Annotated in this window: 16 protein-coding genes and 1 other RNA gene; 10 read left to right on the top strand and 7 right to left on the bottom strand. The window is 54.9% G+C overall.

Going from position 1 to position 23,199, the window contains the following annotated elements; translation table 11 throughout:
• Positions 1 to 3 precede the first annotated feature (3 nt).
• From gap to ssrA, 10 genes are all read left to right on the top strand, one after another.
• On the top strand, positions 4 to 1,008 hold the full coding sequence (gap, locus tag M3194_RS29245) for a type I glyceraldehyde-3-phosphate dehydrogenase (protein WP_251657681.1): 1,005 nt from the start codon (positions 4 to 6) through the stop codon (positions 1,006 to 1,008).
• Between the two features lie 179 nt (positions 1,009 to 1,187).
• A complete protein-coding gene (locus tag M3194_RS29240; RefSeq protein ID WP_251657680.1) occupies positions 1,188 to 2,369 on the top strand; it encodes a phosphoglycerate kinase in 1,182 nt (393 codons plus the stop codon).
• A gap of 31 nt (positions 2,370 to 2,400) precedes the next feature.
• Complete coding sequence (gene tpiA / locus M3194_RS29235) at positions 2,401 to 3,156, top strand: triose-phosphate isomerase (protein WP_251657679.1); 756 nt, start codon at positions 2,401 to 2,403, stop codon at positions 3,154 to 3,156.
• A gap of 1 nt (position 3,157) precedes the next feature.
• Positions 3,158 to 4,693: a 2,3-bisphosphoglycerate-independent phosphoglycerate mutase gene (gene gpmI / locus M3194_RS29230; RefSeq protein ID WP_251657678.1), complete on the top strand. Its 1,536-nt coding sequence runs from the start codon at positions 3,158 to 3,160 to the stop codon at positions 4,691 to 4,693.
• A gap of 81 nt (positions 4,694 to 4,774) precedes the next feature.
• Positions 4,775 to 6,067, top strand: a complete 1,293-nt coding sequence (eno, locus tag M3194_RS29225; protein WP_251657677.1) for a phosphopyruvate hydratase — start codon at positions 4,775 to 4,777, stop codon at positions 6,065 to 6,067.
• A 193-nt stretch (positions 6,068 to 6,260) separates the two neighbouring features.
• Positions 6,261 to 6,497, top strand: coding sequence for a preprotein translocase subunit SecG (gene secG / locus M3194_RS29220; RefSeq protein ID WP_251657676.1), 237 nt, complete (start codon positions 6,261 to 6,263; stop codon positions 6,495 to 6,497).
• A gap of 176 nt (positions 6,498 to 6,673) precedes the next feature.
• Complete coding sequence (gene rnr / locus M3194_RS29215) at positions 6,674 to 9,526, top strand: ribonuclease R (RefSeq protein WP_251657675.1); 2,853 nt, start codon at positions 6,674 to 6,676, stop codon at positions 9,524 to 9,526.
• A gap of 288 nt (positions 9,527 to 9,814) precedes the next feature.
• Positions 9,815 to 10,015, top strand: coding sequence for a cold-shock protein (locus tag M3194_RS29210; protein WP_012772186.1), 201 nt, complete (start codon positions 9,815 to 9,817; stop codon positions 10,013 to 10,015).
• A 153-nt stretch (positions 10,016 to 10,168) separates the two neighbouring features.
• Positions 10,169 to 10,651: an SsrA-binding protein SmpB gene (gene smpB, locus M3194_RS29205; RefSeq protein WP_251657674.1), complete on the top strand. Its 483-nt coding sequence runs from the start codon at positions 10,169 to 10,171 to the stop codon at positions 10,649 to 10,651.
• 239 nt (positions 10,652 to 10,890) lie between these two features.
• Positions 10,891 to 11,256: a transfer-messenger RNA gene (gene ssrA / locus M3194_RS29200) on the top strand.
• Positions 11,257 to 11,389: 133 nt separating this feature from the next.
• Here ssrA and M3194_RS29195 read toward each other — a convergent pair.
• The 7 genes from M3194_RS29195 to M3194_RS29165 form a co-directional block, all read right to left on the bottom strand.
• Positions 11,390 to 11,734 (bottom strand): collagen-like protein, encoded by a 345-nt coding sequence (locus M3194_RS29195; RefSeq protein ID WP_251657673.1) that lies wholly within the window; start codon positions 11,732 to 11,734, stop codon positions 11,390 to 11,392.
• Positions 11,735 to 12,111: 377 nt separating this feature from the next.
• Positions 12,112 to 14,871 carry an alpha-mannosidase gene (locus M3194_RS29190; protein ID WP_251657672.1) on the bottom strand — a complete coding sequence of 920 codons (2,760 nt, stop codon included), beginning with the start codon at positions 14,869 to 14,871 and terminating at the stop codon, positions 12,112 to 12,114.
• A 28-nt stretch (positions 14,872 to 14,899) separates the two neighbouring features.
• Positions 14,900 to 18,010, bottom strand: coding sequence for a beta-galactosidase (locus M3194_RS29185; protein ID WP_251657671.1), 3,111 nt, complete (start codon positions 18,008 to 18,010; stop codon positions 14,900 to 14,902).
• Complete coding sequence (locus M3194_RS29180; RefSeq protein ID WP_251657670.1) at positions 18,003 to 19,328, bottom strand: glycoside hydrolase family 125 protein; 1,326 nt, start codon at positions 19,326 to 19,328, stop codon at positions 18,003 to 18,005. The genes M3194_RS29185 and M3194_RS29180 overlap by 8 nt, the downstream gene beginning before the upstream one ends.
• A 157-nt stretch (positions 19,329 to 19,485) precedes the next feature.
• Positions 19,486 to 20,400, bottom strand: coding sequence for a carbohydrate ABC transporter permease (locus tag M3194_RS29175; protein ID WP_251657669.1), 915 nt, complete (start codon positions 20,398 to 20,400; stop codon positions 19,486 to 19,488).
• Positions 20,401 to 20,485: 85 nt separating this feature from the next.
• Entirely contained in the window at positions 20,486 to 21,421 is a 936-nt protein-coding gene (locus M3194_RS29170) for an ABC transporter permease (RefSeq protein ID WP_251657668.1), read from the bottom strand.
• A gap of 224 nt (positions 21,422 to 21,645) precedes the next feature.
• Positions 21,646 to 23,157: an ABC transporter substrate-binding protein gene (locus tag M3194_RS29165; protein ID WP_251657667.1), complete on the bottom strand. Its 1,512-nt coding sequence runs from the start codon at positions 23,155 to 23,157 to the stop codon at positions 21,646 to 21,648.
• Between the last annotated feature and the right edge of the window lie 42 nt (positions 23,158 to 23,199).

The raw sequence follows: 23,199 nt of genomic DNA, 5'->3' as shown, positions 1-23,199 counted from the left end.
AAAATGGTTAAAATTGGTATTAACGGATTTGGTCGTATCGGCCGTAACGTGTTCCGCGCAGCGCTGAACAACCCTAATGTAGAAGTAGTAGCGGTGAATGACCTGACTGACACTAAGACTTTGGCTCACCTGCTGAAATATGACACAACTCATGGCACTCTGGATGCTACGGTTGAAGCACAAGAAGGCGCAATTCTCGTTAACGGCAAAGAAATCAAAGTATTTGCTGAGCGTAACCCTGAGAACCTGGCATGGGGCTCCGTAGGCGCTGAGATCGTTGTTGAATCCACTGGTATCTTCACAGCGAAAGAAAAAGCCGAGCTTCACCTTAAAGGCGGCGCTAAAAAAGTTATCATCTCCGCTCCTGCAACTAACGAAGACATCACAATCGTTATGGGCGTTAACGAAGACAAGTACGATGCTGCATCGCACACTGTTATCTCCAACGCTTCTTGCACAACAAACTGTCTGGCGCCATTCGCAAAAGTATTGAACGACAAATTCGGCATCGTTAAAGGTATGATGACTACTATTCACTCGTACACAAACGACCAAGCCGTACTGGACGTTCCTCACAAAGACCTGCGCCGCGCTCGCGCAGCTGCTGAGAACATCATTCCTTCGTCGACTGGCGCTGCAAAAGCGGTATCCCTGGTTCTGCCGGAACTGAAAGGCAAACTGAACGGCATGGCTATGCGCGTTCCTACGCCTAACGTTTCCGTAACTGACCTGGTTGCTGAACTGAAAGTTAACGTTACGGTTGAAGAAGTTAACGCAGCTCTGAAAGAAGCTTCCGAAGGCGCTCTTAAAGGCATTCTGAACTACAACGAACTGCCGCTGGTATCGAGCGACTACAACAGCGACCCAGCTTCCTCCACAATCGACGCTCTGTCGACTATGGTAGTAGAAGGCAACATGGTTAAAGTTATCTCCTGGTACGACAACGAGTGGGGCTACTCGAACCGCGTAGTTGACCTCGCAGCTTTCGTTGCATCCAAAGGTCTGTAAGATAATCTAGCATTCCCCACAATGGCATGGAGGTCCCGGGGTTAATGCCCCGGGATACGCTTAGTCTGCGGCTCCACTTGGGTGGAATTTAAGGCGAAGGCGTTCCTTCCTGCGAGAAGGGGCGTCTTTTTTTGTATGCTTTCAATGCTTTCAACTTCATAATCTGGGAGGCAACACCAATGAATAAGAAAAGTGTTCGTGACGTAGAAGTAGCTGGCAAACGCGTATTTGTGCGCGTCGATTTCAACGTACCACTCGAAGATGGCAAGATTACGGATGACAAACGGATCCGCGAAACGCTTCCTACGATCAACTTCTTGATCGAAAAAGGCGCTAAAGTAATCCTCGCGAGCCACCTTGGCCGTCCAAACGGTGAAGTAGTTGAAGAACTGCGCCATACGGCTTCCGCTGTACGTCTGTCCGAGCTTCTGGGCAAACCGGTTGTGAAAGCTAACGACTCCGTTGGCGAAGAAGTGAAAGCACAAGTAAACGCGCTGAACAACGGCGACGTGCTCCTGCTTGAGAACGTTCGTTTCCACGCTGGCGAAGAGAAGAACGATCCGGAACTGGCTAAGCAATTCGCTGAGCTGGCTGATCTGTTCGTAAACGATGCATTTGGCGCAGCACACCGTGCGCATGCTTCGACAGAAGGCATCGCTCACTACCTGCCTGCGGTATCCGGTCTCTTGATGGAACGCGAGCTTGAGGTTCTTGGCAAAGCGCTGAACAACCCTGAGCGTCCTTTCACGGCGATTGTTGGCGGTTCGAAGGTTAAGGACAAAATCGACGTTATCAACAAAATGATCGAAATCGCGGATAACATCATCATCGGCGGCGGCCTTTCCTACACCTTCTTCAAAGCACAAGGCCATGAAATCGGCCAATCGCTCGTTGACAACTCCAAGCTGGATCTGGCTCTTGAGTTCATCGAGAAAGCAAAATCGCTCGGCAAAAACTTCCTGATTCCGGTTGATATCGTTGTTACCGACGAGTTCAGCAAAGATGCGAACACCAAAATCGTTGACATCGACGGCATTCCTGCTGACTGGGAAGGCATCGACATTGGTCCTAAGACGCGTGAAATTTACGCTGACGTGATCAAGAACTCGAAGCTCGTTGTTTGGAACGGTCCTATGGGCGTATTCGAAATCGAACCATTCTCCCACGGTACTCGTGCAGTCGCTAACGCATGTGCAGAAACTGCCGGCTATACAGTTATCGGCGGCGGCGACTCCGCTGCGGCAGCCGAGAAATTCGGCGTGGCAGACAAAATGGATCATATCTCCACTGGCGGCGGCGCTTCCCTGGAGTTCATGGAAGGCAAAGCGCTTCCGGGCGTTGTAGCTCTTAACGACAAATAAGATAGTCTAAACATAGAAAAGAGGGATTACGATGAGCAGAACACCTATCATTGCAGGTAACTGGAAAATGTTTAAAACCGTTTCCGAAGCTGTATCGTTCTTCTCCGAAGTAAAAGGCAAAGCGGAAGTTGCCGGCGTAGAGAGCGTTATCTGTGCTCCTTACACAACGCTTCCTGCTCTTGTTGAAGCGGCAAAAGGCACGTCGATCGCTATCGGCGCGCAAAACCTGCACTTCGAAGACAACGGTGCGTTCACGGGCGAGATCAGCGGCGTTATGCTGAAGGACCTTGGCGTGAAATACGCGATTATCGGACATTCCGAGCGTCGCGCTTACTTCGCGGAAACAGACGAGATCGTTAACAAAAAAATGCACGCAGCTTTCAAAAACGGCATTACGCCAATCGTTTGCGTAGGCGAAAAGCTCGAAGAGCGCGAAGCGAACCAAACGAAGGACGTTTGCAAAGTGCAAACAGAAGCAGCATTCCAAGGCCTGTCTGCTGCGCAAGCTGCCGAAGTGGTTATCGCTTATGAGCCAATCTGGGCGATCGGTACCGGCAAATCCTCGACTTCCGAAGACGCGCAAGACGTTATCGGTTACATCCGCAGCGTAGTTGCTGATCTGTACGATGCAGCAACAGCCGATGCGGTTCGTATCCAATACGGCGGCAGCGTAAAACCTAACAATGTAGCAGAATACCTGGGTCAAGCAGACATCGACGGCGCTCTCGTCGGCGGTGCATCGCTCGAACCGGCTTCCTATATCGCACTCGTTGAGGGGGCCAAGTAAGATGGCTCCGAAACCTGTTGCGCTGATTATTCTTGACGGCTTCGGCCTTCGCGATGACGTAACGGGCAATGCCGTTGCCCAAGCGAAAAAGCCGAACTACGACCGTTACTGGTCGACATATCCGCACACAACCCTGACTGCTTCCGGTGAAGCAGTAGGCTTGCCGGATGGCCAAATGGGCAACTCCGAAGTAGGACACCTGAACATCGGCGCAGGCCGTATCGTGTATCAGGATCTGACACGGATTTCGAAGTCGATCCGCGACGGCGAGTTCTACGACAATGAGACGCTTCTTGGGGCAGTTCGCCATGCGAAATCGAACGGCAAGAAGCTTCACCTGTACGGACTTTTGTCCGATGGCGGCGTACACAGCCACATCGCTCACCTTTTTGCCCTGCTGGAACTGGCTAAGAAAGAAGAGCTGAACGAAGTATTTATTCATGCTTTCCTTGACGGCCGCGACGTTGCTCCGGACAGCGCGAAGGGTTACCTGGAACAGCTTCAGGCGAAAATAGAAGAAGTAGGAGTAGGCCAGATCGCTACGGTTCAAGGCCGCTACTACGCAATGGACCGCGACAAACGCTGGGAGCGTACGGAAAAGTCTTACCGCGCGATGGTATATGGCGATGGCCCTAAATATACGGATCCGATCAAGGCTGTAGTTGAATCCTACGAAAAATCCGTTTATGATGAATTCGTTATGCCAACGGTTATCGTGGGCGAGAATGAAGAGCCGGTAGGTCTGGTTGAATCGGAAGATTCGATCGTCTTCTTCAACTTCCGTCCCGACCGTGCGATTCAGCTTGGACAAGTATTCACGAACGAAGATTTCCGTGGTTTCGACCGCGGCGAGAAATGCCCTAAGAATCTGCATTTTGTCTGTCTGACGCTGTTCAGCGAGACAATCGGCGGTTATGTGGCTTACTCCCCTAAGAACCTGGATAATACGCTTGGTGAAGTGCTTGTTCAGAACAACAAGAAGCAATTGCGCATCGCGGAGACGGAGAAATATCCGCATGTCACGTTCTTCTTCAGCGGCGGCCGCGATGTTGAGCTTCCGGGCGAGACGCGCGTTCTGATCAATTCGCCAAAAGTGGCAACTTACGACCTGCAGCCAGAGATGAGCGCATACGAAGTTGCGGCGGCAGCGGTGAGAGAGATCGAAGCCGACAAGCATGACGCGATTATCCTTAACTTTGCGAATCCCGACATGGTTGGCCACTCCGGCATGCTGGAGCCGACAATCAAAGCGGTAGAAGCTACTGACGAATGTCTGGGCCAAGTGGTAGAGGCTGTCCTTGCAAAAGGCGGCGTGGCCATCATTACGGCTGACCACGGCAACGCGGACATGGTATTCGACGAAAATGGGCGTCCTTTCACTGCGCATACAACGAACCCGGTTCCTTGTATCGTTACAGTCGCTGGCGGAGAGCTTCGCGAAGGCGGCATTCTGGCGGATCTGGCTCCAACGGTACTTGATCTGCTGCAACTGGCTAAGCCAGAGCAAATGACAGGTACAACGTTGATTCAGAAGTAAGTTTCAAGGTAGAATCAAAACAGCTTGTTTTCCATGCTTCAACCCTATAAATAAACTTAAATATTAAGGAGTGTTACTCAAATGTCTATTATCGTTGACGTTTACGCACGCGAAGTGCTGGATTCCCGCGGGAATCCAACTGTAGAAGTAGAAGTATCCCTGGAGTCCGGCGGCAAAGGCCGCGCTATCGTACCATCCGGCGCATCCACTGGCGCTTACGAGGCTGTTGAGCTTCGTGACGGCGACAAAGGCCGTTACCTGGGCAAAGGCGTAGAAAAAGCGGTTGAGAACGTTAACGCGATTATCGCGCCTGAAATTATCGGTCTGGACGCTCTTGATCAAGTAGCTATCGACCGCAAAATGATCGAGCTTGACGGTACTCCTAACAAAGCAAAGCTTGGCGCTAACGCAATCCTGGCTGTATCGATGGCTGTTGCACGCGCTGCAGCTGACGCGCTGGACGTGCCTTTGTACACTTACCTGGGCGGCTTCAACGCAAAAACGCTTCCGGTTCCAATGATGAACATCATCAACGGCGGCGAGCATGCTGACAACAACGTTGACGTTCAAGAGTTCATGGTTCTGCCGGTTGGCGCTCCAACCTTCAAAGAAGCTCTTCGCATCGGCGCTGAAATCTTCCACAACCTGAAATCGGTTCTGAAAGACAAAGGCCTGAACACGGCAGTAGGCGACGAAGGCGGCTTTGCTCCTAACCTTGGTTCCAACGAAGAAGCAATCACAACAATCATCTCCGCAATCGAGCGTGCCGGCTACAAACCGGGCGTTGACGTATTCCTCGGCATGGACGTAGCTTCCACTGAGTTCTACAAGGACGGCAAATACCACCTCGAAGGCGAAGGCAAATCCTTCACTTCCGCTGAATTCGTTGACCTGCTTGCTTCGTGGGTTGAGAAGTATCCTATCATCACAATCGAAGACGGCTGCTCCGAAGACGACTGGGAAGGTTGGAAATTGCTCACTGACAAACTCGGCGGCAAAGTTCAACTCGTTGGTGACGACCTGTTCGTTACAAACACAGAGCGTCTGTCCGACGGTATCGAAAAAGGCGTGGGCAACTCCATCCTCGTTAAAGTTAACCAAATCGGTTCGCTTACTGAAACATTCGACGCAATCGAAATGGCGAAACGCGCTGGTTACACAGCTGTTATCTCCCACCGTTCGGGCGAGAGCGAAGACAGCACAATCGCTGACATCGCAGTTGCTACAAACGCTGGCCAAATCAAAACAGGCGCTCCGTCCCGTACGGACCGCGTAGCGAAATACAACCAATTGCTTCGCATCGAAGACCAACTGGGCTCGGTTGCTCAATATGCTGGCAAATCCGCGTTCTACAACCTGAAAAACTTCAAATAAGTTTTTTGCTTGTAATCGCGATAAGGAAAGGCATCCCGGTGAGGGGATGCCTTTTTTGCTGCTGTCGAAATGCCCCGAGGTTTTGTCATATAGAGGAAGCGGCGGGGGAATTTGAAACTATTGAATTACTTGTCCTACTATGATAAAATCAAATTATGTGTTTTACGGAGCTCCTATGCTGGAGGTGGATCAAATGGAAATCTTTTGGAAGATTTTGCTCGTTATTTTCGCAGTTGGCTTGATCTCGGTTGTATTGCTTCAAAAAGGGAAAAGCGCTGGTTTGTCCGGTGCGATAACTGGCGGTGCTGAGCATTTGTTCGGCAAGCAGAAAGCTCGCGGTCTGGACTTGTTCCTACAGCGTCTAACAGTAGGCTTGGCAAGCGGCTTCTTCATCTTGTCTCTTGTTGTAGCATACGTTGTTAAAGTTTAAATGATTACGATTCGTACTCGAAAACGGAGGGAGACCTCCGTTTTTTGTTTTTTCAGGGCATTTTACGGATGCTGAACAATAAATTCGTGTATACTAAACGGTATATGATAATCTATCAACCGGTAGCTGGATGGCGGTAAGGAAAGCCTCCGGTGTATGAGGTGACGAGGTAAACTATGATGCAAGAGCAGGAACTGCTTGATTTTATGCGGGAAACGGCTTACAAGCCAATGACTTATCAAGAGCTGGAGCAGCATTACGGCATTAGCGATGCGGCGGAATTCAAGGAATTCCTGAAGCTGCTTAATCAGTTAGAGGACGAGGGCAAAGTCATTCGTACGCGTAACGAGCGCTATGGCGTTCCGGAGCGGATGAACCTGCTGAGAGGAAAGATACAGGCACATGCGAAGGGCTTCGCTTTTCTGCTGCCTGATGAGAAGGATCATCCTGATGTTTACATACATGCAAACGATCAGAAGAGCGCGATGAACGGTGATATCGCGCTGGTGCGCATTACTTCGCAAAGCGAAGGCGGCGGCCGGATGGAAGGCGAGGTTGTACGCATTGTGCAGCGTGCGGTCACGCAGGTGGTCGGCACGTTCGAAAGCCATGAGGCTTTTGGCTTCGTTGTTCCGGATGATAAACGGATTAACCGGGATATTTTTATTCCGAAAGGTGAATTCCAGGGAGCGGTAACCGGACAGAAGGTTGTCGTAAAGATCATTTCCTACCCGGAAGGACGTTCGGCTGCACAGGGTGAAATTAACGAAATTCTTGGTCACCGCAATGATCCGGGTATCGACATTTTGTCGATTATCCGCAAGCATCAATTGCCTGAAGGTTTCTCGGATGAAGTGATGGCCGAAGCCGAGGCGGCTCCGGACTCCATTACCGAAGAAGAGATTATTGAACAGGGGCGTCGCGATCTCCGTGGAGAAGTCATCGTGACGATTGACGGCGAGGACGCGAAGGACCTCGATGACGCCGTTCATGTGAAACGGCTTGAGAACGGGAATTACCTGCTTGGCGTTCATATCGCCGATGTCGGGTATTACGTGAAGGAGCGCTCGGCATTGGATCAGGAAGCTTTCCGCCGCGGCTGCAGCGTGTACCTGGTAGACCGGGTTATCCCGATGCTGCCGCATCGCCTGTCGAACGGGATTTGCTCGCTGAATCCGCAGGTAGACCGGTTGACGCTCTCCTGCGAGATGGAGTTTGATCCAAAGCTGAAGCGTGTGCGTCATGATGTGTTTACGAGCGTTATCCGGACGAAGGAACGAATGACCTATACGAACGTTCGCAAGATCTTGACGGCTTCCGAAGAAGAGCCGGAGACCGAGCTGAAGGAACGGTATGCCGATCTGCTCGATATGTTCACGCTAATGGAAGAGCTTGCGATGAAGCTTCGGAAGAAACGGATGAAGCGCGGCGCGATTGATTTCGACTTCCAGGAGTCGAAGGTTATTGTGGACGAGCAGGGCAAGGCCGTTGATATCGTGAAGCGGGAACGTTCCGTTGCCGAGCAGATCATTGAAGAGTTCATGCTGGCGGCGAACGAAACGGTGGCCGAGCATTTCCACTGGCTCCGCGTGCCGTTCCTGTACCGGATTCATGAAGACCCGGATCAAGAGAAGCTGCTGCATTTCATGCAGTTTGCGTCGAACTTCGGCTATGTCGTGAAGGGCAAGGGCAATTCGGTCCATCCACGCGCCCTGCAGACGCTTCTGGAGGAGATTCACGGCACGAAGGAAGAGACCGTTATCTCGACCGTTATGCTTCGTTCGATGAAGCAGGCGAAATACGATGCGGAGAGCCTGGGGCACTTTGGTCTCGCGGCGGAATTCTACTCCCACTTTACTTCGCCGATCCGGCGTTACCCCGATCTAGTTATTCACCGGGTTATCCGCGAAGTGCTCGAAAACGGCGGGGCATTGCCGGAAATGCGCAACGAGGCGCTCGCGGCGCGCATGCCGGATATCGCCCAGCATTCCTCCGAACGCGAACGCGTGGCTGTTGATGCGGAGCGGGATACGGATAAGCTCAAAAAATGCGAATTCATGCTGGATAAGGTCGGCGAGGAATTCGACGGCATTATTAGCAGCGTGACAAGCTTCGGCATGTTTGTCGAGCTGGACAATACGGTGGAAGGCCTTATTCGTCTGAGCGGTCTGACGGATGACTACTATCATTTCCATGAGCTTCATATGGTGCTGATCGGCGAACGTACCTCGAAGGTATACCGCATTGGCGATGAAGTGAAGATTCGCGTGTCGCAGGTCAACATGGATGACTATACGATTGATTTCGAGATGGTTGATATGAAGCCGCGCAGCGACTTCAAAGGCGTCGCGGACGCGGGCTTTGGAGCCAGCCGCGGCGGCGGACGCAAGCGCAGCGGCTTTGGCCGCGGCGGGGACACGGGCGCGGTAGTTGGCCGCGGCGGCGGAAAACCTGGCGGACGAGGCAAGGATGGCCGCGGCGGAGACGCGCGCGGAGAGAGAAACGGCGCGCAAGCGGGCGGCCGCGGAGGCAAAGGCGGACGCGGCAAGGCCGGCGAAGCCGGCAGCGCGAAGCGGAAGCCGGATGGCGCTGACCGCAGAGCGGCGCAAGGCGCGGCCCGCCCGGCCGAAGGCGCGGCCCGCCCGGCCGAAGGCGCGGCGGAGCGCTCGCCTTGGCAAGAGCAGGCGAAGCCGCTCGAGCCGGCGCGGCAAGTGCGCGGGGCAAGGGCGCGCACGGATATGTGGGGGCTGCCGATTAGCGGCAGCCGGGGCAGAGACGCCGATACGGGCGAAGATCCGGATCAAGGCTCCTCCTTCGAAGGCGGCCGCGGTGGACGCGGCGGCCGTGGCAACCGCGGCAACCGAAGCGGAGGCGGCGGAGGCCAGCGCACTGAAAATTCTTCCCGCGGGGCGAATAATTCCGGCGAAGAAGGGAAGAACAAGAAAAGGAAAAGAAAAGGCGGAGACGGCGGCAACGGGAATGGCGGAGGCAATTCCACCGCAGCGTTTGTCCGCAAGAAACGTAAATAAATATTTAACATAAAGACGTACTATAACTTGAAATAACGGCGCTGCTTTGACGGAGCGCAGGCTGCGGGGAAGCAGCGCCGTTTTCCTTGGATAAGCTGGGAAAATATATTTAAGCTTGTCGCTTGATTTTTGATTTTGGGTATAGTACACTCAAAACAATTGATGATATGAACCTGAATTCACATATTGAAAAGGGTGTCATTTAAGTCATGGACCTTTTTCAATGTGTGAATTTTTTGTTTCGATACGAAATAGGCGCATATTAATACATTTTTGGAGGTAATACACATGCAACAAGGTACAGTTAAATGGTTCAACGCTGAGAAAGGTTTCGGCTTCATCGAAGTTGAAGGCGGCAATGACGTATTCGTACACTTCTCCGCAATCGTTGGCGAAGGCTTCAAAACTCTTGAAGAAGGCCAACGCGTTGAGTTCAACGTTGTTCAAGGCAACCGCGGACCACAAGCTGAGAACGTTGTTAAGCTGTAATAGCTTAATTTAACGAACGAAGACCGCCCTTAACGGGGCGGTTTTTTGTTTTATGTAAGCGATGTATTTGCGAGCCTTGCTTTAGATTTATAAAGTTGTTACAATGAATTCTTAATAACGCTTTTTGCGTAAACGAAGATGAGGTGAATCGCTGTGGGTGCTAAGAGGAATGACGGCAAACAGCTCGCTCAAAACAAAAAAGCTTCCCATGATTACTTCATTGAAGATACGTATGAAGCGGGAATCGTGCTGATGGGCACGGAGATTAAAGCGCTCCGCATGGGGAAAGCGAATATTAGCGACGCGTTTGCGACCATCCGGAATGGCGAGATGTTTATTCATAATATGCACATCAGTCCTTTTGAACAGGGCAACCGCCATAACCCTACTGATCCAACGCGTGCTAGGAAGCTGCTGCTCCATAAACAGCAAATTCATAAGCTGCTTGGCCAGTCCAAGCAGGAAGGCTATTCCATTGTGCCGCTTAAGATTTATGTGAAGAACGGTTACGCGAAGCTGCTGATCGGCCTTGGTAAAGGCAAGAAGCAGTATGATAAGCGCGATACGGCCGCGAAGCGGGATGCACAGCGCGATATTCAGCGTGCGCTGCGGGAGAAGCAGAAGGTCGCAAGATAGTTGGCATTTGCTTCAGCCGCTGGTTCAGGTTCCAGCTTTCCGCCATCATTGGCAGCAAGAATCTGAGCAATTGTTAGGACGTTCGTGTTATACTAAAGAAGCGCCAAGGAATACAAGGCGCGGCTGCAACAAATCAGTGAAGGCAGTACTTGCTTGTAATGAACAGCGCGTAAGAAGCGCTTAACCTCATTCCGAGCGTTCTTAAGGCTAATCGGTCCATGTACCGTTTATGCTGAATTGGGGGCGTTTATGGATTCGACGGGGATAGTACGAGCACGGGTTGCGGGTAGCAGGGAGTCGTCTGCTTCATCAACGCTAAAGCCTATTAAATGGCAAACAACAACAAACTTACGCTTTCGCAGCTTAATAACCTGTGAGCGTGCTCCTACCTAGCATCGCCCATGTGACTAGACTAGGGGCTAACAAGTAGTGGGATACGCCGCTTCGGTCTCCGCCTGGGGTCGACGGAAGAAGATAATCAGGCTGACCCAACGCGTAGTCGGTTACGGGACGACGCTCGGGTGACATCAATACTGTGACTACACCCGTAGAAGCCTGTGTGGCGTTGTCTTCGGACAGGGGTTCAAATCCCCTCGCCTCCACCATCATGAACCACATCCGCATGAGGATGTGGTTTTTGCTTTTATCGGCTTCGCTGCTAATAGGCTGTTTCGCTGAGGTTTCAAACACAAGAAAAAGCTCCATCCCTAGTGGGACGGAGCTTTTTCTTGTGTTTGGTTACACGCATGTGAACGATTGAATGGACTGCAGGCTCACGCCAGTGTACATCCAAAACCTTCCGTTCCACTGAAAGCCCGCAACCGATGTGCGCCCTAAGAAAACGGGGAAAAACCAGAATTGATTTCCATTCCTTAACCAAATGTACGTATTCCTGAACATGCAGCGAGATATCGCTCCCGGGTCAACGGCAAAAGGGGAGACTGACGGTTGTTGAGGGATGAATCCCGGCGGAGGTGAGCTGGGCGCCATCGGCTGCCCTGGCTGCCCCGGCTGTCCGGGAGAGCCTGGTGACCCCGGTGGTCCCGGGAATCCTGGTGGTCCAAAAGGCGGGAAAAATGACATGTTTTTCGCACTCCTTATTTGATGGGCTAAAACATTGTATGTAGGAGCGGAGACAGGGGAATGGGCGAATCCACTATTCTTTCGCCGTCGACCATTTGTATTTCACTTATTATGGCGCAGAGACGCTGTAGTGCCTTCTAAAGCGGCGAATATGATTCGATAGTGTGTAAGAGGCTGAGCCTATGTTCGTAGCCGTAGAGGGCGTTTATAGTGGTTAAATTAAGTGCGCTACCCGAGTGGTTGTTGAAGGAGGCGGGGGCTATGGCAATCAGCAATCGAGCCGCAATAAAAAAGAGGATGATCCGGCGATTGCCAATTCATCCTCTTTCTCATTCCTTCTCATTCCGTTAAATCCCATTCACAAGTGCCGGACGGCATCATTTCGCTGCCGCGATGCCTACCGTATAGATCTCGCAAGGCCCAAGCTCCGCCGCGAACGAACCGTTCGCGCCTTCACTGGATGGCTGCAGGCGTTCGCCCGCTTGTTCGAGCACATCGCTCGCGTAAGCCGCTGCGGCCGTGCCGATGCTCGGCTGCGCCTGCAGCTTAGCTGCTTCCGGCCGCATGTTGAACCAGCGCAGCATAAGGTCGCCCGTCGCTTCGGCGATTTTGGCCGAGGAGAACGCAATACCTTCCCCTTCCCATGCCAGGAACGAGTGCACCGGCGACAGTGTTCCGGCGTGTACGCTGGTCTGCGCGCTTGTCCACGGCGCTTGGAACTGATACGCGCCAGCATATGCGCCAGTAGCCGCGCCATCTCCGCTATGCGGAAGGATCAACAGCTCGGTCGTATGCTCGCCGAGGCATTGCGCTTCCGGCGTCGGGAAGACGCCCCAGTCGCCAAGCTCGGAGACGGAGCGAAGCAGCGTGACGGCAATCGTATTGCGGCCGTCGCGAAGCACTTCGTATTCGTTTAAGCCAAAGTTCGCGATCGTGAGGCCCTGCTTGTCGTCGCTGACATCGGCAAAGGCTTGCTGATGCTGCGCGTTGCTCGGGTTCTCCCATTCGGCAGCCGGCTCGTTGTCGCGAACTGCCACTTCGAAGATCGCATCGGCCCGATGGACGGACGCGGTCAGATCGGTTGGGAACAATGCGCGCACGCGATGGTCCTTCGCTTGGTTATTAAACGTCGTACGGATGCCTACGCCGCGTCCGGAGCGTTCCAGGCTGACGACGGTGCGAATCGTGAACGGCACGAATGTTGTCGAACGGCCGGCTTTGCGCTCGGGATAATAGACGGCTTCCTGCTTCTCCTGCTCGAACAGCTCATCGGCGGATGCCGGGATGGACCAATGATGCACGATCTCGACCGCGGCGCGGTACGCGCTGTCTTCGATGACGCGGATTTCAGCCGCGAGACCCTTGGTCGTGAGAACCGGCTCGCCGTCCGGCTGCTTGAACATGTACTCGTTGCCGATATCTCCGACATTTTCATAGATGAGCAGATCGCGGTACGTGCGTCCGCTGGCGATATCCGTTACTGCCAAGGTTCCGTCCTCGGCGATTTCGATGCTCAGGCTATCGTTCGCAAGCGTACGGGGACCGGTCACCATGGAAGGCGAAGAAGCGGCGCCTGCAGCTCCAAGCACCCAAGCGTAAGTTTTCAAGCCAAGCGCCGGCACGGCGGTCGCTTCGAACGTCAGCTTCACGCGGCGCGTCCAATAGGGTTGACGGAATTTGTCATCCGGCAGGTCGTAGCCGAATTGCAAGCCCAAATCCTCCACCGTATGCGCGACGGCATTGCCATCCGCATCCACGAGCGTGCGGCCCTCGACGGACATTTCCTTCATCATGCGAATCATGTCATTCGGGGCGATGCCTTCGCGGAAATACACGCGCGCAACGTCCAGCTCGACTTCCAAGACGCCGCTGCGCGTCCATCCCGTCGTATTGAACGCGACGAGCGGCAGCGGATCCTGTCCGTAGCCCGCGAATACGCTTGTATCGACCGTGCCTGCGATCGCGTGTTTGCTGTCGTCGACGATCGTCTCCGCCACATGGCGGCTCTTATCAAAGCGGGTGACCATCTCGCGGTGCACCTCGTCGACGCTGCAGCCGCAGATGCTGTCGTGCGGATGGTTCTGCATGAGCGTTTTCCAAGCGTACTTCAATAGATGATGCGGGTACTTGGCCTGGCCCGTCACATGCGCAAACGCGGCAAGCGGCTCGGCGACCTTCTCTAGGATCGTCTGGCCGGCTTGGTTCATCTGTTTCAGGTAGACGCGGGCGGATGCCGTATTCACGAGTGTCGACCAGCCGTCCGTCCGCTGGCTGCGCAGCTCGCCGCGCACGACCGACAACTGCTTGTCTTCGAGCGACGACTTCAGCGACGCCAGGTAATCCGGGAAATTGGAGTGGACGAAATCCGTATCCGGGTAAAGCTTGCGCGCGACGCGGATCGCTTCGGCCAGATCCGTCTGGATTGGCTGGTGATCGCACCCGTTCATGAACAGCAGCTGTCCCGTCGATGCGTATTTGCCGGCATCGGCCAGCTTGCGGTCCCAGTACTCCTTGGCTTCCGCTTCATCTACGGGCACCTCATTGCCATTGCTGTACCAGTTGGCGAACAGAATGCCGAGCACCTGCGAGCCGTCGGGTCCTTCCCATACGAGCTCCGAGAAGGACGACTCATAAGCGGAGTCCGAGACCATGTTGTTGAAGCCCGTCGGCTTGACGCCGCGGCCGAACACCGCGTTGTCGATGCCCGCCTGCTTCATGAGCTGCGGCGCTTGGCCGATGTTGCCGAAGGTGTCGGGGAAATATCCGACCTTCGCGATCGTGCCGTAATGCGAGGCATCTTGATGCCCGATCTGCAGATTGCGGACATTCGCTTCGCTGCTTGTCAGGAACGCATCCTGCAGGACGTACCATGGGCCGATATGAATGCGTCCCTCGCGAATCCATTTCTCCAGGCGCTCCCGTTGGTCCGGGCGTACCTGCAGGTAGTCTTCGATGATGATGGTCTGTCCATCCAGATAGAAGCTGCGGTATTCCGTATCGTTCTCCAGCGTGTCCAGCAGCGTATCCATAAGTGCGATAAGCCGCACGTGGTGTTTCTCGTAAGGCAGATACCATTCGCGGTCCCAATGCGTGTGCGAGATGATATGCGCCGTTTTTCTATGATTAGCGTTCGCCATGGCGATCGTCTCCTTTCGATTTCAAGCCTTATTCGGCCGGCAGCGCCAGCACTTCTACTTCATCCGGGCGATAGACCGCCGTCACGCGGCCGGCCTTGTCGACGGCAAATAACACCGCGCGCTCCCGTTCCAGCACGAACGAATAGGTTGTTTCCGTCTCGGCGGACTTCACTTCGATCTTCGCGTCATGCGCGTATTCGGATACGAACACGAAGAGCTCGCCGTCCTTGAAACGAAGACTCCGCCCGTATACGCCGGCCAGGTCGCCGCCCTTAATCCATTGCAATTCGCGGCGCGCGCCGGAAATCTCCAGCGCGTGCGCGTAGAGCGCCGCGACCGGCTCGGCGCGTTCGTTCAGCTCCACGGGCAGCGGGCACCAGATCAGGCGTCCTTGCCCGTAAGCTGCCTCCATGACCTGGTCTGCTCCCGCAGGGGCGCCGTAGCCGGCTTCCTTGAACACTTCCGCGATCCTCCGGTGACCGTACGATACCGGATACGCCTTGTCCCCGATCGCAAGCCGTTCTTCCCGGACGACGTTGGCCGTCTTCCGCGGGCCGAACGTATCCGCGAGGCGGTCCGCTTCACGCCAGTAGGCATCGAGGCCGAGCGGGCCAGTGAACAAGAGCGTCGCGGCCGTCCGATCCACGATGTCCAGCAGACGCGAGAATGCTTCGTCGGCGAAATTATGCGCGGATGGCACGATGATCAGCTTGGCCGGCGCCGCCTCCAGCGCGTCCAGATGATACTCCGACACGCCGCGGAACGGCGTATTCAGCTCGTAGCCGAGCACGCGCGTCAAGCGCGTCGTCGCGTCAAACGCCAGCTTGCGGTTGGAGAAGTCGTTGGAGTAAGGGAATACGGCGGCGACATCTTCGAGCTCGCGGTCCCGGAACAGATCGCGGATCTGCTCCATGAAGCTGCCGAACCGGTAGGAGACGTCCGCCTCCGGCTTCTCGGTTCCGTCCGCCCGCAGCGCGCCGATATGGGATTCGTTCGCATTGTCCATGTAGAAGTTGGTGTTCCAGATCCACTGCACGGCTCCGGCTCCGCCTGCCGCGAAGGCATAAGCGTATTTGCGCTCCAGCATCGCCCGCAGCTCTTCCTCGGAGCGCTTCGCGAATCCGGCCGGCGTTTCCACGTACATAATGCCCGTCTCCTGCACGACGTTTGGCTTGTCAGCCGTCTTCGCGAAGATGCCGTCCCACAGCAGATGGTCGTTCAGCCACCAGGAATGCACGGTCGTGTAATCGACCTCTTCTCCGTAAAAGAACGGCGACGGCCGCTGCGCGCCGAGCGCTTCGTCCTGGCCGACCGTCACAAGCTGCGACGGATTGCTTTCCTTGATCGCATCGACGAGCTGCTTCGCCCAGCGGTTGTGCATGTCCATGGAGAACAGCGCGTAATCGAGCCAACGCGTGCCCCGTTTGCCTTGATGCATGTCTTGCACGTCGAAGTTGATGTCCTCCGGCTCCGGAATGACAGCGGACGCGAAATCCGGCAGCTCGCCCGGGGTCATGCCCCAGCGTTCGCGCAGCTTCCCGATGGCGCCGTGGCGCTCCGCCAGCCATTCCGCGTACGCCGCCTTTTCGAACCGGTCGCGGCTCGAGCGCGGACCGTCGGAGAAGATCCGCGGCGGATCGAACATCGACGGCTCGTTGATCAGGTCCCAATCGACGTTCGTCGTCTCGCGGTGTCGGCTGACGATGGAGCGGATGAACCGCTTCTGCGCTTCCACGCTGCGCGGATCGAGATACGGGTTCGTGCCTTCCCATGTCTCAGGAGTAAAGGAGAAGAACGTAAACGTTACCTGCAGGCCGTGCCGCTTCGCGGTCATGAAGAACGCGTCGATCGAGCGCAGCACTTCCTCCGACGCATGCCCGTCCACCTGCATGATGTTGCGGTACGCCGTCCAGATGCCCGTGCGGATCCAGTTGATGCCCGCCTTGCGCATTTGCGCCATATCGCGGTCCCACACCGATACGTTCGGCAGGAACAGGAATTTGCGCGCTACGTCCGATGTCATGTAAGTCATGCCGACAACCGGCATCGGACGCCCGTCCTTCTCGAAATAATCCCGTCCGCGCGACAGCAGCCCGCCGGTGTTCAGCAAGCCGGCGTCCAAGCCCCAGAAGCCTTGGCGAAACAGGCGCGTCTCGCCGTCCGAGGACTTGGCGACGCAATCCACAAGATAATAACCCGCGTGGATGTCGACGGTCAGCGGAATGCGCTTCAGCTCGAGCTCGGGACCGATTTCCGCCTCGTGGCGGTAGATGAACACGTCCGTGCCTTCGCCATGGCGGACTTTGATATCGAACGTCCAGTTCGTCGTGCCAGCCGCGCCGCGACCCAGCTTCTGCGCCTGCAGCGTCAGCATCGGCCGCTCATGCAGCTCGTAGGAAGCATAGCTTGGCTTCAACCACAGCTCGGTCACGCCTGCAGCGCAGAACGCCGCCCACGCTTGCAGCGCCTCGGCTCCGCCGCGCGCGAAGAAATCCGCGCCAAGCGTCTGGTTGACGAACAGCCAGCGTCCGCCGGCGAAATCACCCTTCGTGTTCTCCCACAGCACGGCTGGTGCAGCCACTTCCCGTCCTTCGGCGGAGATGCCCTTCAGCACGGGGTAAATATGAGCGTCCATCGGACCGGCCGAGCCCATCTGCAGCGGCAGGTCGCTCGATTTGGTCACATGCGGCACGAGGTTCCACGTATCCGCAACGTCAAGCAGCGCCTCCCGGCCCTGGAATAGCGGGATTTCCTCGGCAGCGGCCAGCTTCGCGATTGGCGCAGCCTTCACTGGCAGCATCTCGTGAATACGCAGCTGCCGGTGATACGCCGTTTGCTCCGGCTCTGCGAGCCATTCGCCGGCTTCTTTGCGGACCGGCACTCGGAAGGGCGCGCCGCCCAGGCTGATCAAGCCGCCGCCGCGTTTCAAGAACCCGAGCAGCGCTTCCCAAGCCGCCGCGGGAAAATAAGGCGCATGCAGCGACACGAATACGCCGCCGTCCGCATCTTCCAGCTTTGCTGCCAGCGCCTCGGCGCCGCATACATCGCCCACGCCACGCAGCTGTTCCAATTCCGTTCCGCCAATGGCAGAGGCGCCCGGGAAGGCGCCATCATAGAAAATAATCGTTGAATTAAGCATCAAGTAATCCTGCTTTCATCGCTTTATAGACAAGCTGCGAGAACAAGCTGTTGGACCAGGCGAACCATTTGCGCGTGAATACGGATGGATCGTCCGAATGGAACCCTTCGTGCATGAAGCCGGTGTCGGCGTCCGTCGCTTCCAAGACCGCGATCATGGCGAGTTTCTCCTCGTCCGTCTTGGCCGTCAGCCCTTGCATGGACAAGGCCATATGCCAGATATACCCCGGCGGCGTATGCGGGCTGCCGATGCCTTTTGCGGCCTTTCCTTCGTAATAGAACGGGTTTTCCTTGCTCAGCGCGAAACGGCGGGTGTTCTGGTAGATCGGATCGTCCCCGTCCACATAGCCGAGGTACGGAATCGAGATCAAGCCCGGCGTGCCCGCGTCGTCCATCAGGCAGTAATTGCCGAAGCCGTCGGTCTCGTAAGCGTAGATCGGCCCAAACTCCGGATGCCGGTAGATGCCGTACAGCTGGATGCCGTGGTTAATCTCACGCTCGAGCTTCGCCATTTCCTTCTCGAACGACAGGTCGCGGAAGACGAATTCGGCGATCTCGCGCATCTGGCGGAGCGTGACAACCGCGAACATGTTGTCCGGGATGTTGTAATGGAAATCGCAGGCGTCGTCGCTCGGACGGAAGCCGGACCAGACCATGCCCGTATAGTTGACCGGCATGCCGAGGCCGTCGTTCATGAGCGAATCGGTCATGATGCCGTTGTCCCGCTCGAAGCGGTACGGCGAACGCTCGAAATGGTGCTGCTCCCGTTTCCACAGGTCGACAGCGGCGCGCATGGCAACCTTGAAGTCCGCGTCAAAAATGTCGGCGCGGCCGGTTTCTTTCCAGTATGCGAATGCGAGGCGCATCGAGAAGCAGATGGAATCGAGCTCGAATTTGCGCTCCCATACCCAAGGGGACATGTCCGTCTTGTCGTCGGTATTCCAGTGCCAGTCGTTCGCCATCTCGTTGAACGCGTTCGCGTAAGGGTCAATGACGATGTTGCGCATGTGCAGCTTGATCAGGCCGCCGATAATCCGCTGCAGGTCGGCGTCGTCCTTAGCGAACGGTACGTAGTGCATAACCTGCTCGACGGAATCGCGCAGCCACATTGCCGGGATATCTCCCGTAATAACGAACGTCGTGCCGTCGTTCAGCAGTTTGGTTGTCGTTTCCAGCGTATTCGGAAAACAGTTCTTGAACAGCTGAAGCAGCTTCGGACGGTGCGCGAGGCGAGTCTCCGCCTCCGCCAGCACCGCTTGCACGGACTGCGGAAGAGGCAGGTGCGGCATGTCGATTTTCGGCAATCTGAATTGTTCCATGGTGGTTTTCCCCTTTGTCGTTACTATAATCGCTTCATTAATTTACGCGCATCGCAAACGGCCCGTGGGCGGTTGTCCGCGCCGCGGGCCGCTTGCGGTGTGAATGTTTGTGATAATGTGTAACTTTCGTTTAATTAGCCTTCGAGGCTAAAGAGCATTACTCTTTTACGGCGCCAACCGTCAAACCTTGTACGAAATAGCGCTGGAAGAACGGATAAGCGAGCACGATCGGCCCGGTTGCCAAGACGACCATCGCCATCCGCGACGTATCCTGCGGCATCGACTGCAGCACGGCCGTCCCCAGGGAGGCATTGTTGCTGTTGGCGAGAATGAACTGCATGCTGTTCTCGATCCGCATCAGCATCGATTGCAGCGGCACCAGGTCGGGATTCTCGATGTAGAGCAAGGCGTTGAACCAGTCATTCCAATAACCGAGCACGTTGAACAACGCGATTGTCGCAAGGCCCGGCAGCGCGAGCGGCACGATGAGCCGGAAGAAGATGCCGAACTCGCCGGCACCGTCGATCTTGCCGGATTCGATGATCGCGTCCGGAATCATGGTCGAGAAGAACGTGCGCATGATCATGATATAGAACGCATTGACCGCTAGCGGCAAAATGAGCGCCCACAGGGAATTCCCGAGGCCGAGCAGCTTTGTCGTCACGATGTAGGACGGCACGAGTCCGCCGTTGAAGAGCATCGTGAAGAAGGCGAGGAACGCGAAAAATTTACGGTATTTGAATCCTTTGCGGGAGATCGCGTACGCGAAGAGCGAGATGAAGATCAAGCTGATCGCCGTGCCGATCACCGTGACGAAGATCGTCACGCCGTAGGAGCGCAATAATTGGTCGCCCGCCTTGAACAGGTAGCTGTAGGCGTCGGTACTCCATTTGTTCGGAAATAACGAATACCCGTCCTGCGCCAGCGTCTTCTCGTCCGTGAACGAGATGACCATGACGAGCAGAAACGGAAACACGCAAGCCAGCGCGAACAGCCCGGCAATGACGTTGAAGATGACGTTCCAGGCCGGCGTCAGCCGGTGAAAGTCCTTGGTTTTCCTAAGGGATGCCATGATGATGCTCCTTTCTTCCTAATTGCTCTTGAAGCAAATGACTGCTGCATTCCCTGTCACCGACAGGGAATGCAGAACATTCTTTTTAGAATAGCGCGTTGTCTTTGTTGAAACGACGGACAATCCAGTTGGACGTGATAACGAGCACGAAGCCAACAAACGATTGATACAGGCCGGCTGCGGTGCTCATGCCGATCTCCCCGGTTGTTTTCAGGCCGCGGTAGACATAAGTATCGATAACGTTCGTGACGTTGTAGAGCGTTCCGGAATCGCGGGTAACTTGATAGAACAAGCCGAAATCCGCGTAGAAAATGCGGCCGATGGCCAGCAAGGTCAAAATGGTCATGAGCGGCGCAAGCATTGGCAGCGTGACGTTGCGGATCTGCTGCCATTTGTTCGCGCCGTCGATCATGGCCGCTTCGTACAGCGATTTGTCGATGCCCATGATTGCGGCAAGATAGACGACGCTGTTATAGCCGAGGGACTTCCATAGGAATACGATGACGATAATGAACGGCCAGTACTTCGGCTCCGAATACCATTGCTGCGGATCCATGCCGAACGCGAGGACGATTTTGTTCATCACGCCGCGATCGTAGCTGAGGAAGCTATATACGAAATAACCGACGATGACCCAAGAGAGGAAGTAAGGCAGGAACATCCCCGTTTGGTACCATTTCGCCAGCCGCTTATTTGCGATTTCTGAAAGGACAATGGCCATGGCCACTGCCAGAACGAGACCAATGATGATGAACACGATGTTGTAGAGCAAGGTATTTCGGGTAATGACATACGCGTCTTCCGTGCTGAACAGGAACTTGAAATTGTCTAAGCCGACCCAGCGGCTGTTAATGATGCTGGAGAGAAATCCGCCGTGCACGCGGTATTCCTTAAAGGAAATTACCGTGCCGAGCATTGGCAGGTACGAGAAGAAAATAAACCAGACGGTAGCCGGAAGCACCATCAGGAGCAGGGCTTTATTGCGGCTGATGTCTTTGAAGAAACGCCCTAAGGCCTTCATGGGTTTCACCCTTTCTAAGTGAAGTCGGTTCGCATGGCCAAGGGCCTGCGGCAATTTGTCCAATGGCGAAACGGCTTCACCGTCCTTAGGGCGGGGTGGCGCGTTTCATTCCTTAGAACGAGAAATAACGAGAAATAACGTACGGGATGTCCATCCCGTTCGTTTCTCCGTTTCTGAAAAAAAGGGCGAATGCCGAACATTCGCCCTTCGGTTCTATAAATGGTTTACTTGCCTTGCGTAGCTTTCCAAGCGTCGAGCTGCGTTTGCGCTTCGGTCAGGATTTTGCCAAGACCCGCGTCATTCAGCTTCTTGATCGCTTGCGGCAAGTATTTATCCGGATCGACTGTACCCGTCATGAGCGGTGCCCAGAAGGATTCCTTCGCGTTTTGCACGGCTGCGATCTCGCTCGATACTTTCGTCGGATCGAAGTTGAAGCCAAGCAGTGCCGCAGGTTTGCCGGCATCGTTGTATTTCTTGAACTGTTCCCATTTGTCTGCAGGATCGCCTGGGTTCAGGTGCGTGATCATAATGTTGCCAAGCGAGAATGTAGGCATGTCGTAGTTTTTGGACTCCGGCAGGTTCTCCATGTAGTCGCCGTCTGTTACCTTGTAGTGCGTGCCTTCGATGCCGGAGTCAACCATGTTGCGAAGAACCGGATCAGTGTTCAGCAGGTTCAGGAATTCCATTGCTTTTTCTTTATGCTTCGAGTTTGCGGAGATGGCTTGCATGGAACCCATAACCGATTGGTTGTAGATCAGCGCATCGCTCATCGGAGTCGAAACGATTGGGTAGCCATAGCTTGTCGACCATACGTTGTCCGCGAATGGCTGCGTAGTCGCTTTGTCGGCGAACCATTTGCCAGTTGCTTGTACGTCCGAGGACGATTCCAGCGTTGCGGCTTCCGTTGGGATGTAGCCGGCTTGGTAGTATTTGTGCATCGTTTCGAGCGCTTGCTTCATTTCAGGCGTTTCGAAAACGTTAACGATTTTGTAGCTGGAGTCGTCAAGCTTCACCGCGAGCGGGAATTTCTCGATCAAGTAGTCGTATGGAATGTACGGCGTGAAGGTCTTGTCCACTTGCAGCGGAGTCACGTCCGGGTTATTTTCTTTGACCGTTTTGAGCAGTGGCTCCAGGCTTTCCAGGGTACGCACGTCCGTGATGCTCAGCTTGTTCTCGTCAAGAAGGTTTTTGTTGAAGCGCCATACCTCGGATGTCGGAAGTTCTTTGTTCGCCGGTACGCCGTAGTTCTTGCCATCGACTTTGGAACCGTTCAGGAAGGCAGGGTTCAGCGTATCGGTAATGCCTTTGCCATATTGAGCCAGCAGATCGTCGATAGGAGCGAAAGCCCCTTTGCGAGCGTTTTGCACGTAATCGAACGCCCATGCCGCAGTGAACATGATGTCCATGTCCGCGCCGGAAGCCGTCAGTACTTGCATCTTCTGGTTGTAATCGCCCCAGTCGATCATCGTCATTTTAACCGTTGCACCAATCTTGTCTTTCGTGTAGGCGCTAACCGCTTCCATGACTTTATCGACGTCTTTTTGCGGCGTGCCGATTGTGTACCAGTTCAATTCAACCGGTTTGGCGCTGCTTCCGCCCGTATTGCCAGACGAAGACGTGTTGTTGTTTGCTGCAGTATTGCCGTTGTTGCCGCCGTTGCTTCCGCAGGCGCTCAGCAAGAGCATGACGGCCATCGCGGACGTCAGGCCGATCGCTGCCTTTTTACGGATTCCCATTTGTGTTGCCTCCCTTTTGTCTGTGTAGCATTCATCAGTCGC

Source organism: Paenibacillus glycanilyticus (genome assembly GCF_023715145.1).
In the GTDB taxonomy this organism is placed as follows: domain Bacteria; phylum Bacillota; class Bacilli; order Paenibacillales; family Paenibacillaceae; genus Pristimantibacillus; species Pristimantibacillus glycanilyticus_A.
The sequence above is the reverse complement of the archived record's forward strand: the minus strand, read 5'-3'. Positions and strand labels throughout refer to the sequence as shown.

What these genes read in the sequence shown, in the direction of transcription:
- gap (WP_251657681.1), top strand. Translation starts at nt 4, where the DNA reads ATGGTTAAAATTGGTATTAACGGATTTGGTCGTATCGGCCGTAACGTG.
- M3194_RS29240 (WP_251657680.1), top strand. Translation starts at nt 1,188, where the DNA reads ATGAATAAGAAAAGTGTTCGTGACGTAGAAGTAGCTGGCAAACGCGTA.
- tpiA (WP_251657679.1), top strand. Translation starts at nt 2,401, where the DNA reads ATGAGCAGAACACCTATCATTGCAGGTAACTGGAAAATGTTTAAAACC.
- gpmI (WP_251657678.1), top strand. Translation starts at nt 3,158, where the DNA reads ATGGCTCCGAAACCTGTTGCGCTGATTATTCTTGACGGCTTCGGCCTT.
- eno (WP_251657677.1), top strand. Translation starts at nt 4,775, where the DNA reads ATGTCTATTATCGTTGACGTTTACGCACGCGAAGTGCTGGATTCCCGC.
- secG (WP_251657676.1), top strand. Translation starts at nt 6,261, where the DNA reads ATGGAAATCTTTTGGAAGATTTTGCTCGTTATTTTCGCAGTTGGCTTG.
- rnr (WP_251657675.1), top strand. Translation starts at nt 6,674, where the DNA reads ATGATGCAAGAGCAGGAACTGCTTGATTTTATGCGGGAAACGGCTTAC.
- M3194_RS29210 (WP_012772186.1), top strand. Translation starts at nt 9,815, where the DNA reads ATGCAACAAGGTACAGTTAAATGGTTCAACGCTGAGAAAGGTTTCGGC.
- M3194_RS29195 (WP_251657673.1), bottom strand. Translation starts at nt 11,734, where the DNA reads ATGTCATTTTTCCCGCCTTTTGGACCACCAGGATTCCCGGGACCACCG.
- M3194_RS29190 (WP_251657672.1), bottom strand. Translation starts at nt 14,871, where the DNA reads ATGGCGAACGCTAATCATAGAAAAACGGCGCATATCATCTCGCACACG.
- M3194_RS29185 (WP_251657671.1), bottom strand. Translation starts at nt 18,010, where the DNA reads ATGCTTAATTCAACGATTATTTTCTATGATGGCGCCTTCCCGGGCGCC.
- M3194_RS29180 (WP_251657670.1), bottom strand. Translation starts at nt 19,328, where the DNA reads ATGGAACAATTCAGATTGCCGAAAATCGACATGCCGCACCTGCCTCTT.
- M3194_RS29175 (WP_251657669.1), bottom strand. Translation starts at nt 20,400, where the DNA reads ATGGCATCCCTTAGGAAAACCAAGGACTTTCACCGGCTGACGCCGGCC.
- M3194_RS29170 (WP_251657668.1), bottom strand. Translation starts at nt 21,421, where the DNA reads ATGAAGGCCTTAGGGCGTTTCTTCAAAGACATCAGCCGCAATAAAGCC.
- M3194_RS29165 (WP_251657667.1), bottom strand. Translation starts at nt 23,157, where the DNA reads ATGGGAATCCGTAAAAAGGCAGCGATCGGCCTGACGTCCGCGATGGCC.